General features: G+C 64.9%; 8 protein-coding genes and 1 tRNA gene. All 9 read right to left on the bottom strand.

The annotated features are described in order from the left end of the window. Positions 1 to 34: 34 nt before the first annotated feature. The 9 genes from AC5RUH_RS03845 to AC5RUH_RS03805 all read right to left on the bottom strand — a co-directional run bounded on the left by AC5RUH_RS03845 (position 35) and on the right by AC5RUH_RS03805 (position 13,579). Complete coding sequence (locus tag AC5RUH_RS03845; RefSeq protein ID WP_494001865.1) at positions 35 to 1,504, bottom strand: aspartate kinase; 1,470 nt, start codon at positions 1,502 to 1,504, stop codon at positions 35 to 37. Between the two features lie 152 nt (positions 1,505 to 1,656). Continuing rightward, positions 1,657 to 3,015: a diaminobutyrate--2-oxoglutarate transaminase gene (gene ectB / locus AC5RUH_RS03840; protein WP_494127980.1), complete on the bottom strand. Its 1,359-nt coding sequence runs from the start codon at positions 3,013 to 3,015 to the stop codon at positions 1,657 to 1,659. Between the two features lie 598 nt (positions 3,016 to 3,613). Next, positions 3,614 to 6,313, bottom strand: coding sequence for a helix-turn-helix transcriptional regulator (locus tag AC5RUH_RS03835; RefSeq protein ID WP_494127920.1), 2,700 nt, complete (start codon positions 6,311 to 6,313; stop codon positions 3,614 to 3,616). Continuing rightward, positions 6,310 to 8,712: a helix-turn-helix transcriptional regulator gene (locus AC5RUH_RS03830; RefSeq protein ID WP_494127979.1), complete on the bottom strand. Its 2,403-nt coding sequence runs from the start codon at positions 8,710 to 8,712 to the stop codon at positions 6,310 to 6,312. The genes AC5RUH_RS03835 and AC5RUH_RS03830 overlap by 4 nt, the downstream gene beginning before the upstream one ends. A 153-nt stretch (positions 8,713 to 8,865) precedes the next feature. After that, complete coding sequence (locus AC5RUH_RS03825) at positions 8,866 to 9,846, bottom strand: ribose-phosphate diphosphokinase (RefSeq protein ID WP_494001412.1); 981 nt, start codon at positions 9,844 to 9,846, stop codon at positions 8,866 to 8,868. Continuing rightward, on the bottom strand, positions 9,843 to 11,381 hold the full coding sequence (glmU, locus tag AC5RUH_RS03820) for a bifunctional UDP-N-acetylglucosamine diphosphorylase/glucosamine-1-phosphate N-acetyltransferase GlmU (protein WP_494076230.1): 1,539 nt from the start codon (positions 11,379 to 11,381) through the stop codon (positions 9,843 to 9,845). Before glmU ends, AC5RUH_RS03825 begins: the two co-directional genes overlap by 4 nt. Positions 11,382 to 11,437: 56 nt before the next feature. Next, positions 11,438 to 11,509, bottom strand: a tRNA-Gln gene (locus tag AC5RUH_RS03815). Between the two features lie 110 nt (positions 11,510 to 11,619). Beyond that, complete coding sequence (locus tag AC5RUH_RS03810) at positions 11,620 to 13,203, bottom strand: putative bifunctional diguanylate cyclase/phosphodiesterase (RefSeq protein ID WP_494001414.1); 1,584 nt, start codon at positions 13,201 to 13,203, stop codon at positions 11,620 to 11,622. Further along, entirely contained in the window at positions 13,193 to 13,579 is a 387-nt protein-coding gene (locus AC5RUH_RS03805) for a SpoIIAA family protein (protein ID WP_494076231.1), read from the bottom strand. Before AC5RUH_RS03805 ends, AC5RUH_RS03810 begins: the two co-directional genes overlap by 11 nt. Positions 13,580 to 13,707 lie beyond the last annotated feature (128 nt).

Below are 13,707 nucleotides of genomic sequence, written 5' to 3'. Positions count from 1 at the left end.
TTGCCTAAGCTGCTCCTTCCTCCCCAGTCAGACGTCATGCGGAAGATCCCGGCCGGCTAGCGGCGAGCGCTTGAACCTCGAACTGCGGAAGCGTGTCCGGCGTTTGGTCGCCCGCCGCTTCCGTGTCCGGCGTACGGTCGTCCGCCGCTTCCTTGTCCGGCGGCGTGAGACCAAAGGCGTCCTGCAGAGCGCGGACAGCATCGGCAAGCTCATCGGCCCGTGCCACGGCCGCAATGCACAGCTCGGAAATCGAGATCATCTCCGGACTGATCCCGGCGTCCGAAAGTGCTCTGAAGAAAGTGCTGAGGGTGGTGGGCGAAGAGCGCATCCCCAGTCCGGTGAGCAAGACCTTGCCCACTTCTCCCTTGTGATACAGGGCTTCAAATCCGATGCGGCTCCGGGCCGCGTCCAGGGCCGCTATGGCTGCCGACGCCTCCGTAGATGGGAGGGTGAAGGTGATGTCGGCGATTCCGGTCCCCGGGTCCCGCGAATTCTGCGCGATCATTTCGATGTTCAGCCCCGATGCGGCGAGCTCCTGAAGGAGTCGCGCGGCAGTCCTCGAGCAGGCCGGGATTCCGGCGATGGTGACTTGTGCGGCGGAGTTGACGCTTGCCACGCCCGAAACCAGAGTCTTTTCGCCTGCGTGCGCATCCGAACGGGGTTGATCGAGACTGGGCAGGATCATGGTGCCCCGCTTTTGCACGAACGAAGAACGGACATGGATCGGAATACCGAAGCGGCGAGCGTATTCGATGCATCGGAGGTGGAGAACTTTTGCCCCCGCGGCTGCGAACTCGAGCATTTCCTCGCTGGCGAGTACATCGATCTTGCGCGCGTTGGGAACGATCCGCGGATCTGCCGTATAAATACCGTCGACATCCGTATAGATCTCGCAGACGCCTGCGCCGAGTGCTGCGGCGAGTGCGACGGCGGTCAAGTCCGAACCACCCCTCCCCAGAGTGGTGACCGTCTTCCCTTTAAGGCTTTTGCCCTGAAACCCTGCCACGACGGCGACCTGACCGTTCTTCAAGCAGGCACGGACTTGGCGCGGATCGACATCGATAATGTGAGCTTTGCCGTGGCAGTCGTCGGTGATGAGGCCCGCCTCGCTGCCTGTGAAGGTCCGGACATCGACGCCCAGATCGGCCAAGGCGATCGCCAGCAAGGCCGCCGAAACGAGTTCGCCGGTCGTCAGCAGGGTGTCGAGTTCGCGGGCAGGGGGATGCGGCGAAACACTAGCCGCGAGATCCAACAACTCGTCGGTGGTGTCGCCCATGGCGGAAACCACCGCAACGACTTGATATCCAGACGCCTGTGTCTCAGCCACTCGGTGAGCGGCGCGACGAATGCCGTCGGCATTCGCCACCGACGAGCCACCGAACTTCTGCACGATGATGTTCGTTGAGCGTCCAGCCGTGCCCGCCGCCTCCGCTCGTTCGCCCCACGGCAGTGGCTCGCCGAGCCTCGAGGCGCTGCGCGGCAGCTCGAATGAGTCCTGTGCCATGCGGACAGCAGCTTCATCCATGGCCTCATCTATGCGCTTAAAGTTTTTCACCCTGACCCCCAAACTTGCTGGGCTGCCGCTGCACCTCGGGTGCGGTCGCTGCCCCGCCAACACTCCGGATTGCCCTGCTGCGCCCGTCCAGAGCTAACCGCCTATTTGCCAATGTGTGCTCGGCTCGGCGTGCTCACTGCGCGCAGCAGCCCCGAACTGGACGCCCGCGGCCTGAGGACGTCCCCACCGCGGCTGCCCGGCGTTTCGTCAAGCCATTCACCGGCAACCGATCGGACAGCCTCTGCAAGCAGGTCAAGCCCGCGGGTCAAGTTTTCCGCGCTGATAGTCAATGCAGGCATGGCTTTGAGTACTTCTCCCTCCGGCCCGGAGGTTTCTACCAGCAAGCCACGGGCGAAGGATTCGGCGGCAACTTTTCGTGCCATTGTCCGGTCCGGGAAATACACGCCGGCCAAGAGCCCCCGACCGCGGACAAGGGCGCCTTCAATGCCGGCCGCCATCGTTGCCAGAGCTGCATGCAGCTGTGCGGACCGTGCCGCGATGTCTCGTTCGAATCCCCGACCGTTCCAGAAGTGTTCCAGGGCCGCGGTCCCGGTCACGAAGGCCGGGTTATGGCCGCGGAAGGTACCGTTGTGCTCCCCCGGCTTCCAGATGTCCAGTTCGGGTTTTAACAACATGACGGCAAGCGGCAGTCCGAAACCGGACAGTGATTTCGACAGGCAGACAATATCGGGTTGGACACCTGCTTCCTCAAAGCTGAAGAACGTGCCCGTACGTCCACACCCGGCCTGGACATCATCGACGATAAGAAGCATGCCGTGCTGGTGACAGATATCGGAGAGTCGCCGCAGCCAACTTCCACTGGCCGCTCTGAGCCCTCCCTCGCCCTGAACCGTCTCCACTATGACCGCGGCGGGTTTGTCCAGTCCGGACCCGCTGTCCTCCAACGCATGCTGCAGCCACAGGAAATCTTCCGCCGGCTGGTCGAAGTAGCCGTCATAAGGGAAGCTGGAGGCGTTATTGAGCGGAACTCCTGCGCCTTGGCGTTTTAGTGAATTGCCCGTTACCGCCAGTGCGCCAAGGGTCATCCCGTGAAACGCATTGGTGAAGCTCAGCACTTGGTGCCGGCCGGTAACCTTGCGCGCCAGCTTCAGCGCCGCTTCGACGCTGTTCGTCCCGGTGGGGCCGGTGAACATGACCTTATAGTCGAGACCGCGAGGGATCAGGATTAGTTCCAGGAACGTCTCCAGGAATCGCCGCTTCGCCGTCGTCTTCATATCGAGTGAATGGATGACCGACCCGGAGCGCAAGTAAGCAATCAGCGGCTCCAGGAGAAGCGGATTATTGTGCCCGTAATTGAGTGCTCCTGCGCCCGAAAAGAAATCCAGATACTCCCTGCCGTCCTCGCTATGCAGCGTGTCCCCGGCGGCGTAGTCGAAAACGGTATCCCAGGTCCGGCAGTAACTGCGGACCTCCGACTCGAGAGATGTAAAGATATCCATCATTTACCTGCCTTAGCTGTCGCTGGCTGCCGCCCCGGGCACGTTTCCTCCGGGCGGGGGGAGCGTCCGAGTCCCGGGCTGCAGGCCTGGACAACTCCGGTGCCCCGTCCTGCTGCGCCGGACCGTGCAGGACCGCCGCATATGTGAACATGCGTGTGGCAGGCCCTCGAGACCTTGTCGAGTTCTGCGATCATGTCGATTCCCCAATCTGTTCAACCGGGTCCCCAATCCGTTCCACCAGACGGATTCTGCGATCGACCAGCGCGCGCAGTGCTCCTAAGGGGATGCGCGATGCTGCCCGTGTCCCAGGCGAGGCCCGTGCCCCAAATTCGGTTGCCGGGATGGATGTCACAGCCCGCCGACGCATGCCCGCGGACTGTCCCGGAACCGATAGTCGTCGAGAGCCTCACGCCCCCTTGGTTTCTACCGAAGCTTTCGACAGTTTCAGCCTAGGAAGCGGCCACGATGTATGCCCAAGTAGCCGACACTCGACTTGGACCGACAATTCGGCTGTTTCCTGCCGCGGCATGACCGATGGTCTACTTGCTGCTTCGCGGCGGGTACTTGGATCTGCGCGTCAGATACTTGCTGTTGGCCCTCACTGATCCAGTACTTCGGCGTACCGGATCAGCTGCTGGCGGTTCTCGACCCCGAGTTTTCGGTATATCCGGTACAGATGGCCCTCAGCGGTCCGGGGAGAGAGCGTCAGGGACTCCGCGATCTGCTTGTTGCTGGCGCCCCGGCGCACCAAGTGGACAATTTGTTGCTCCCGAGCGGTCAGGGCCGGTGCACTCCCCCGGGCACGTTCGGTTGCAGGAGTCGTGACACCGTCGAGTCGGCGCAGGGTTACCCGCAATTGGTGCAGTGCACCGTTGTGCTGGCGTTGAAGTCCCTGCCGCTGGTAGATGTCCGATGCCCAGGACGTTGCCGTGGCCGCGAGCAAATCTTTGCCCGCACGCGTTGCCATATCGGCTGCTGCCATCAAACCCCCCGGATCCGATGAGGCCCTGCTGGACGCGACAGCCGCCAAAGCCTGGGTTTCGGGCCCATCCAACGGGGCACACAGTTCCGCGAGACGTGCCGCCCCGCTATCGTCCCCGAGCAGGAGCTGATGCTCCAGGATCTCTTTCTCTGCGCTGACCCATCCCGCGGCACGGGCCGTTGCCGCGAAGGCTTCAAGTTCGTCCAGTAGAAGAACCGTATTTGCGCGTGCTGTTCCCGGCGGGCCCGCGCGGCTTGATGCAGCTGCCGCAGCGTAGGCAGAGGCTACAAGCAGGCGCGGGCGGCTCCCGGTGCCCGCTTCTTTCTGCAGGCCAACCCGGAAGTCTGTGGCTTGCCCGGCGTTGCCCAACAGAGCCGCTCCGGCTGCTGCGGCTCCGAGCACGGATGGAAGCAGCATCCCTTGATCCTCGTGGCGCAGCGGGCCGATACCTTCCGCCAACGACTGGACCGCGGGCTTCACCCGGCCCCTTCGAAAGAGAAGCAGTCCTCGCAGAGCGGATTCGTTACCTGAAAACCAACGGTGCCGGCACGGCGCGGTCCTGCTGTATTCATCCAGGGCGCGTTCTGCCTCCTGGTAGCGGCCGGCGATCAACAAGGACTCCACGTTCCGGGAAAAGACAAAGGGATAGAAGGACCGTAGCGAGGGAGTTGCCGCGACCAGCTTCAGGGCCTCTGTCCCGGCTTCCGCCGCCTGCCTGAAACGGCCGGTTTCCGCCAGGCAAAGCGCCTTGACGGTACCGGCAAGCAGTCGGGTAACTTCAGCATCCTCAGATCCAGGGGCAGGGGCGTTCTCCAGCCGATCGAGGGCCGTTCCGAAGTTTCCTTCCAACATGTCGGCATAAGCCTGCAGCAACCAAGCACCGGTTGCTGCATCCAGGCACGCCGCTGCGACCGGAGCGTCGCCCGGGACCGTCGAGGGTTGCGTCGCCGCTGCTTCCATCCAACCGGAGGAAATCTTTTCAAGCTGGGCCCGGTACCCGGCTTCCGGCTCCACCAGGGACGCCCGGAGCAGCGCGGCGGCCGCGATTGTCCGACGGTCCACGTTCTCATGGATCAGGTCCAGTGCCGCTTTGGCCTCCGATCTGTCGCCCAGCCCCCAATGGGCGCGGGCTCGTTCCACCAGAGCTGCAGGCTGGCCGTTTGCGCCGGCATCGGCAAGCCTCAAAGCCAACGGATGGTCACACTCGTCATTGGCGGCACACGCGGCACGTAGTGATTCTATGGGTGACGGCGGCCGGCCGGCGTCAACTTGCCAGCGCACCAGTTCCACCCTGGCTCTCTCAGGTGCAGGTTCCAGGCGGTTCATGACGTGCAGGAATTGGTTGAGAAGTTCCGCGCTGCATCCTGCGGGCACCATGGATCGGATAACGTCCGCGTACGGCGGGAACCGAAGCCGCACGGCGAGGTTTCCGCTGCGCATGTCCGCCAACAGCCCCATCTCCTCCAAGGATCGGACCGCCATACTGTCGAAGAGGGCACCGGCCGCTGCAGCCGGCACGGAGCCGGCCAGGGCGGCGATGTCCACCACACGCCGCTGAGGTGCCTCCAGCCCAGTGACCAGTCCCTTGAACAGATCAGCGGCGGCCGGATCCAGGCCAGTGGGTTCCTGGATCATCCGCCACACTCCGTGGTGCTGCACCACATTGCCCGCTGCAGCAGCGTGCGCGGCCAGGGCCTTCAGGAGGTGCGGATTTCCCAAAGACTTGTGCTGCAGCATCTGCACCGTCCCGCCGGCTACCGTCCCTCCGAACATCTGTTCAAGGGTGTTGCGGACTTCCGCCGTCGTGAGCGGCCGCACTTCGAAGGCTTCCAGGATCCCGTCCTGGCACAATTCCAGGAGCTCCCGCGGCTGCGCGCTCCAGCTTCTACAGAGCGCAAGGATCTTGAGCGAACGCGCCATGACCAGTTGCGCCAGCAGATGGCTGCTCGCGTCGTCCAGATCATGGACATCGTCGACGATCAGCAACAGGGGACGGGCCTCGCCCGCGGGGCCCTTGGCAAGGGAGGAGCGCACCGTCCGCAGGACCGCCAGCGGAGATTCCAACTCCGCGGGGGTCACTCCCCTCAGATAAGGAAAGAGCGCACCGTAGGGCACGTGTGCCAGGGTTGGTTCGGCTCGTACCCGCTGCACCCGCACCGCGTCCCCAAGGTTCCGGACAACCTCATCCGCGACGGTGGACTTCCCTATGCCGGCGTCCCCGTAAAGCACCGCTCCGCCGGTTGCCTGGCCGGCGAGGCAAGCGGTCACCGCATCGACGAGGTCCCGGCGCCCGCCCCCGGAGCCGGAAACGTTCATGCGGTTGGGCCAGGGGACTCCGGAGCCAGCATCTCGGCCAACTCTTGACGGCTGCGAATGAGCAGTTTGGAAAACACCTGGTACAAGTGGCCTTCGACCGTTCTGGTCGAGACACCAAGTTCCCGGGCAACAGCGTGATTGCTGCGGCCCTCGGCAACAGACCTGGCAACAGCCTGTTCACGCGCCGTGAGGCGCCCGCGCCAGGCGGCCTCGTAGCCTGATTCCGTCCCGGCCTCAAGGAGTGTGCGAACCTTGCGCCTGACCCTGCGGAGTACATCGGCCCGTCCCGATCTGTCTGCGGCCGCCTCGGCCTGGCCGGCTACGTCGCGGGCAAAGGTCAGTTGACCGGCTCTAGCCGCTTGCTCGGCCGCTTGGAGAAGCAGGCTGGCGTTTCCGGAAGCGAGGCCCCTCGCGTACGTTTCGCAGACATCGGCGAAAGGTCCTTGGCACCGGGTGGCAAGTTCCAGCAGTCGGCCATCCTCGTCCACCCCGGACAGACGCGCCATGGCCGCCAGCGCCATCATCTCCATGGCGCCGACCGCCGCCGACCGGTCCGCAGCCGCCTGCTGCCGCAGCAGTCGCAGCGCACCATCGACGTCGCCGCTGGCCGCCCGTGCCATGGCACGAAAGTGCCGTTCCAGGCGGGTGATGAGCCAGGGGCTTGCCCCGCCGCGGGGGGGTTCTGTTCCTGCCTCTCCGCCGGTTTCATTGAGCATGGCCCGGCAGTAAGCCGAGGCCGCTTCGGCCAATGGTGCCAATCCGTCGGGATCCGCTTCCGACGACTGGGCGCGGGCAGAGCGCAGCAGGCCCGCTGCACGGTGCAGATCACCGGTTGAGGCCAGTACGATGCCGTCAACGAGTTCCTCCCACGTACCGCCGGGATCACCACGGCGGCCGCACTGGCGGAGACGCCCGGCGCCGTCCAACCAGGAGCCGGACAGCAAGTAGGCTGCGGCCCGGTGCTGTTGGATCTCCCTACGGCGTTCTTCAGGCAGCGTTGCAAGGTCGGGCCACGGCTCGTCGGCAACCGCCAGCGCATCATCACTGCGCCCGGTGACTGCCAAGGACTCGCAGAGCAGGGCCCGGCTGAGCAGTCTCTGCCACGTCGGGACAAAGGGATCCTCTGCACAGCGCCGAAGCAGGTCTAGCGAGCCAGCGTACTCACCCTGAAAGACCATGGACCGGGCCGTGTCCAGCGGCGGCACCAAGCTGTTCCGGACCGGTTCCGGGTGGCTGCGGCGGGTCGTCCGGGGCACGGCCGGTGGCCGGGACCGATAGTGGCCGTCGGGCGAGGTTGCGCGGAGGGCCTCTGCCATGAGCCGGTCAGCGATTTTGACCACTGGGGCCGGATGGTAGCCGATGCCGGCTATCCCGCGATACTGAAGCTGGTCCAAGGCACCACCGCGCCCGGTCGCCTGCAGATCGGACAGGGGAAGACCGCCGGACTCCGCGAGTTGGCGGGCGAGCTCCAGAACGTCGTCGTCCAAACCGCTCAGGGTCGCGCACACAGTGCTCACCGTGGGCGGCCCCAGCCGGACCGGTTTTCCGGTGTGGACCCATACGCCGTTCCGTTCCCGGAGAGTACCTGAGGATACGTAGTCCCTGACCAGCAACGGAACCAACCTTGGATTCCCGCCGGAATGTGCCTGCAGCACCCGCGCCGCTTCGCGTGAAAGCCGTCCGTCCAGCCCGGTCGCAGCCAGCTCGCCAACTTCCGACTGGTTCAGGGGAGGCAGGTCGATCCGCCGCATTCGCGGGTCGTGGCCCAGGCTCAGGAACGCCGGCGGAACCGCCGAAAAATCCCGGGCGAGAATAATGCTTCGTACATCTCCCCTCGTGACCAGTTGGCCGAGCAGTGTCGCGGAGTCGCCGTCGATATGCTCCGCGTTGTCGATCAGCAGGACGATGTCTCTGCCGCCGGCTGCCTGGCTCAGTTGTTGTGACAATCCGTCCAGAACCAGCATCGGGTGCGCCAGCTGCGAGTCATCCAACTCGGCCAGCAAGTATGTCAGCGCCCCGTAGGAGCGGCTGCGCGCGTACGCGGTGCCGCGCAGTTGGACGACCAGGACGTGTTCCCCAAGATGTTTAACCACATGCCGTGCCAGCAGCGTCTTCCCGTATCCAGAGGGCGCGATGACGACCGCGCCCGCGGATCCCCTGTCCGTCAGCGCTTTAAGAACCGCTCCTGCGACCTCCACCCGGCCGATCAGAACCGTGTCCGGGCCGGGCACAAGCGCATGACTGAATAAACTCTCAGCCTTCATGGCGAGACCGTCTTTCTTCCCCTGCCCCCAACGCCCGACCCCCATCGGACGTGGGATTAACCATAGCCAGCGAGTCCGGCCTTGTACACGAGTAGCAGGCGGGTGGGCCTGGAACGGCTGCGGCAGATGATCCACGCCGGCCAAGGTACAGTCCCGGTCCGAGACGGGAAGCCTCCGGAGACGGAAACGGAGCCGGCGAGGGGGCGGCCACATCGTCAGGCCGTCACCCGTCGCCGGCTCCGCTCAGGAACCGCTAGAGACTGGTTGAAACTGTGTCAGGCCCCGCTGTCAGGCCTTGCCGTCGAAGAGGCTCGTGACCGAGCCGTCTTCGAAGACTTCACGGACCGCGCGGGCGACCAGCGGAGCAATCGACAGGACGGTCAATTCCTTGAAGTTTTTCTCCGGCGGGATCGGCAGCGTGTTGGTGACCACCACTTCCCGGGCACCGCTCTCGGAAAGCCGGCGGGCGGCGGGATCCGAGAACACGGCGTGCGTTGCTGCGATGATGACGTCCTTGGCGCCGGCGTTCTTCAGGACCTGAACGGCGCCGGAGATCGTTCCGCCGGTGTCGATCATGTCGTCGATCAGCACGCAGGTGCGGCCCTCAACCAAGCCGACGACCTGCTTCGACACGGCCTGGTTCGGCGCGTTCACGTCGCGGGACTTGTGTACGAAGGCCAGCGGAGCCCCGCCCAGCCGCTCGGCCCACTGTTCGGCAACGCGGACGCGGCCGGTATCCGGGGACACCACGGTCACGTTGTCCAGGTCGACCCGTGTGCGGACGTACTCGGCCAGGAGCGGAATAGCCATGAGGTGGTCGACCGGACCGTCGAAGAAACCCTGGATCTGCGCCGTGTGCAGGTCGACGGACATCAACCGGTCTGCGCCGGCCGTCTTGTACATGTCGGCCACCAGGCGGGCCGAGATCGGTTCCCGGCCGCGGTGCTTCTTGTCCTGCCGGGCATACGGGTAGAACGGAGCGACCACGGTGATGCGCTTGGCCGAGGCCCGCTTCAGCGTGTCCACCATGATCAGGTGCTCCATCAGCCATTCGTTGATGGGAGCCGGGTGCGCCTGGATCACGAAGGCGTCGGTACCGCGCACGCTTTCCTCGAACCGGACGTAGATCTCGCCGTTTGCGAAGTCGTAGGCGGACGTCGGCAGGAGGTCGATCTCCAACTCTTTGGCGATCTCCCGCGCCAGTTCCGGATGGGCGCGTCCGGAGGCCAGCACCAGCCTCTTTTCGCCCTGTGCCTTGATTCCGCTCATGAAGGATCACTTTCTGCAGTTGGGGATTGCGTGGAGGAAGTTCGGGTGGCAGCTTCTGCAGATGAGCTGCCGGGGCGGTTCTTCTGCACCCAGCCGTCAAGGTTCCGCTGCGGCGCGACGCTGACCGCGAGCGCTCCGGGCGGCACATCCTTGCGGATCACCGCGCCTGCGCCGGAGTAGGCACCGTCGCCCACGTGCACGGGAGCCACAAAGACGGTGTTCGAGCCGGTGCGCACATTCGAGCCGATGACGGTACGGTGCTTCTTTTCGCCGTCGTAATTGGCGGTGATGTTGCCACAGCCAATGTTGGCATACTCACCGATCTCCGCATCCCCGGCATAGCCCAGATGGGACAGCTTGGCGCCCTTGCCGATGGTCACGTTCTTGGTTTCGTAGAACGCGCCGATCTTCCCCTTCTCGCCCAGCACCGTGCCGGGGCGAAGGTAGGTGAACGGGCCGACGGTGGCGCCGGGCCCGATCTCGGAATCGGTGCCGTGCGTCCTGATGACCGAGGCGCCCTCGCCCACGGTCACGTTCGTCAGGGTCGTCTCCGGCCCCACAACGGCATCGGAGGCGACATGCGTGGCGCCGTGCAGCTGGGTGCCGGGCAGCAGCGTCACGTCGGTGCCGAACGTCACCGTCGAGTCGATCCAGGTGGATGACGGGTCCACGATGCTGACGCCGGCGCGCATGGCAGCGTCCAAGACCCGCCGGTTGTGCTCCGCCCCCAGGGCAGCCAACTGGACCCGGTCGTTGGCCCCCTCCACCTGCCAGCGGTCGGTGGTGACCACGGCGGCCACCCGGCCGCCGTCGGCCCGGGCCAGCGACAGCACGTCGGTCAGGTACTTCTCGCCCTGGGCGTTGTCCGTGGTGATCCTGGACAGGGCGGCGCGAAGGACTCCGGCATCGAAGGCATAGATTCCGGAGTTGACCTCACGGATCGCGCGCTGTTCGTCCGTGGCGTCCTTGTGCTCGACGATGCCCTGGACACTGCCGTCCTCGGCGCGGATGATCCGCCCGTATCCGCCGGCGTCATCGAGGACTGCGGTCAGTACGGTAACGGCATTCCCGCTGGAGGCATGCTCGGCCACGAGTTCCTTCAGCAGCGCCGTGGTCAGCAGCGGAACGTCGCCGTAGGTGACCACCACGGGGCCGTCCGGCTGGGCGGGAAGGGCATCCAGCGCCACCTCCACTGCGCGCCCGGTGCCGGGGATCTCGTCCTGGTCGACGATCAGTACATCCGGATCCAGCGAAGTGATATGCTCCGCCACCCGGTCACGCTCATGGCGTACGACGGCGGCAAGCACCGTGGGTGCTAGGCCGCGTGCCGCGGCGAGCGCGTGGCCCACCATGGAGACGCCGCCGATCTCATGCAGGATCTTGGGCTTTTTGGACTTCATCCGGGTGCCCGCCCCCGCGGCCAGGACGATGACCGCTGCCGGTGTTGAAGCGTTTTTGACGTTTTGTTCAGGGACGTCCTGGGGGCTCACTAAGTGGCACTCCTCGCTGCGCTGATTCCGGTGTGGCCGGTGCATTTGGGTTAACGGCATCTTACCTGCCGCAGCACCTCCGGTTTACCGGCCGGTGGTCGTTCCGCCCATAGGATTCGAACCTATACTCCACGGCTCCAAAGGCCGGGGTGCTGCCATTACACCAGGGCGGACCGTGCCGCCAAGAACACTGACCCGGTGGCACAAGTGTCCATTTTGCCACGTTTGCCAACCCCTATGCGACTCGGCGGCACGGGCCGCCGACACATGGCATCCGTGCCGGTCACTCCACCGCGGTCGCCAGGCTGGGTGCGTCCTCAAAGGATGGCTCGACGGCCGCCGGCAGGCTGGCACCGCTGCGCAACAGCCGGGCCATGACTGCTGCCGACACCGGCTTGCTGAAATAGAACCCTTGGCCACCGCTACAGCCAAGATCGCGCAATTGTTCCGCCTGTTCCCGCGTCTCGATGCCCTCGAAGATCGCGTCCAGCCCCGCAGCACGAATGAGCTGAAGGACGGCACCGATGAAGTCCTGCTGGGAACCGTCGGCAGAATGCGTAGCAATGATGGACCGGTCCACTTTGACCATGTCAACAGGCAACCGGCGCAGGTAACTGATCGATGAGTAGCCGGTTCCGAAGTCATCGATTTCGATGCCGATCCCGAGCTTGCGCAGGGCCAGCAAGGAGTAGGTCTCCACTTCTCCCCCGGTAACCAGACCGGTCTCCGTGATCTCCAGCACCAGCGACTCGGCCGGCATTCCGGAATCCCTCAAGACGCCCCGAACGTGCTCTACCAGGTCGATGCGTTGGAGCTCGGCTACCGAGAGATTAACGCGGATCTGGAACGCCGGATCCAGGTTCAGTTCGGCGGACCACTGGGCGAACTGGTGCGCGGCCGCCCACAAGGTCCACCGCCCCAGGTCAACAATCAGGCCGGTCTGTTCCGCCATGGGTATGAAGTCGGCCGGCATGACACGTCCCCGCACCGGGTGATTCCACCGGATCAACGCTTCCACCCCGATCGGCAGGCCCGTGCACAGATCCACCACCGGTTGGTACTCGAGCTCGAAGCCTCCGGTCGCGATGGCACCGCGGAGTTCGGACGCCATCTGGTTGTGCAGTTGGCGCGCCTGAAGCATATGGGACTGGAAGACCTTGGTGCGGTTCTGGGGGTCTTTTTTCGCCTCGTACATTGCCGTGTCGGCGTCCAGCAGCAGGCTCTGCGCGGTCTGTCCCGCATCTGCCACCCGGACGCCAATGCTGGCCTGGGGCCAGACGGTTACTTCGTCCAGTTGGATTTCGTCATTGAGCACGCCCAGAATCCGCTGGGCCACCTGGAGCGCGAGGTCCGTCGTCGCGCGCGGAAGCAGGACCGCAAATTCGTCGCCGCCCAGCCGTGCCACCGTGTCGCCGTCGCGCACGACGGACCTCAGCCTGTTCGCCACGACCGTGAGTACGCGGTCGCCGGCGTCGTGGCCAAAACTGTCGTTGACCTGCTTGAAGGAATCCATGTCCAGCAGGAGCAATGCCGGGGCCCGCTGGCCGGACCGCGCATCGTCGAGCGCGGCGTCCATGTCCTTGGCCAAAGCCGTGCGGTTCGCCAGCCCGGTCAAGGCATCTGTGAGGGCCATCCGGCTCATGTCCCGATGTGCCTGGCGCAGTTCAGCCGTCCGTTGCTCGACGCGCTGTTCCAGTTCCATGTAGCTAAGCTGCAGCTCCTCGGCCAAGAGGTTGACGCCCGTGATGACGGCGTCAATATCGTCGCGTGCCGGCGAGGGGTCGATCCTGGTGGACAGATCGCCTCCGGCCAGGCGGACCATCCCGTCGACCAACTGCTGGAGCCGAGGATCGGCATTATGCGGCATTGTCCCGTTCCAGCCACGCGAGGGCCTGTGGTTCGGAGTCAAAGTAGCGGACAGGGCATTCGGACGGTTCGGCTCCCAGCACGAAGTTGGCTATCACCCGGTCCACCGGAGACTCGCCCACGAGGGCGATGGCGGACGCATTCGTCTGCCGACCCAGCATCGACCGGGCCAGGCGGGAAATCGATGTAACGCCCGTCATCCGCATCAAGACACGGCAAGGGTGACCGCCGGAAAGCACGCGAAGCTGTGTTGACGTGTGGGCCGCGACTTCGTCGGTGAAGGCTGCTCCGCGCGGAAGATCGACGCTGATGATGCCGTCGCCGGCACTGATCACGTCGGCTGCAACGGCATCGGCCGCGCCAGCTACGCGCCTCATGCGGCCGCGTCGTTATTGGATACCGCTCCTGCAACCCTCTCGGGCCAGCCATGACCTAGCACGTGCATCCGCTCCCCAACGATTCGATGGAAGCTTTCGCTCCCGTCCAACAAATCCAGAACATACTG

The sequence above is a fragment of the Arthrobacter sp. Y3223166 genome (assembly GCF_059090935.1).
The sequence above is the reverse complement of the archived record's forward strand: the minus strand, read 5'-3'. Positions and strand labels throughout refer to the sequence as shown.

Coding starts and splice junctions, on each gene's coding strand:
- AC5RUH_RS03845 (WP_494001865.1), bottom strand. CDS start 1,504: ATGGCACAGGACTCATTCGAGCTGCCGCGCAGCGCCTCGAGGCTCGGC.
- ectB (WP_494127980.1), bottom strand. CDS start 3,015: ATGGATATCTTTACATCTCTCGAGTCGGAGGTCCGCAGTTACTGCCGG.
- AC5RUH_RS03835 (WP_494127920.1), bottom strand. CDS start 6,313: ATGAACGTTTCCGGCTCCGGGGGCGGGCGCCGGGACCTCGTCGATGCG.
- AC5RUH_RS03825 (WP_494001412.1), bottom strand. CDS start 9,846: ATGAGCGGAATCAAGGCACAGGGCGAAAAGAGGCTGGTGCTGGCCTCC.
- glmU (WP_494076230.1), bottom strand. CDS start 11,381: ATGCACCGGCCACACCGGAATCAGCGCAGCGAGGAGTGCCACTTAGTG.
- AC5RUH_RS03810 (WP_494001414.1), bottom strand. CDS start 13,203: ATGCCGCATAATGCCGATCCTCGGCTCCAGCAGTTGGTCGACGGGATG.
- AC5RUH_RS03805 (WP_494076231.1), bottom strand. CDS start 13,579: ATGAGGCGCGTAGCTGGCGCGGCCGATGCCGTTGCAGCCGACGTGATC.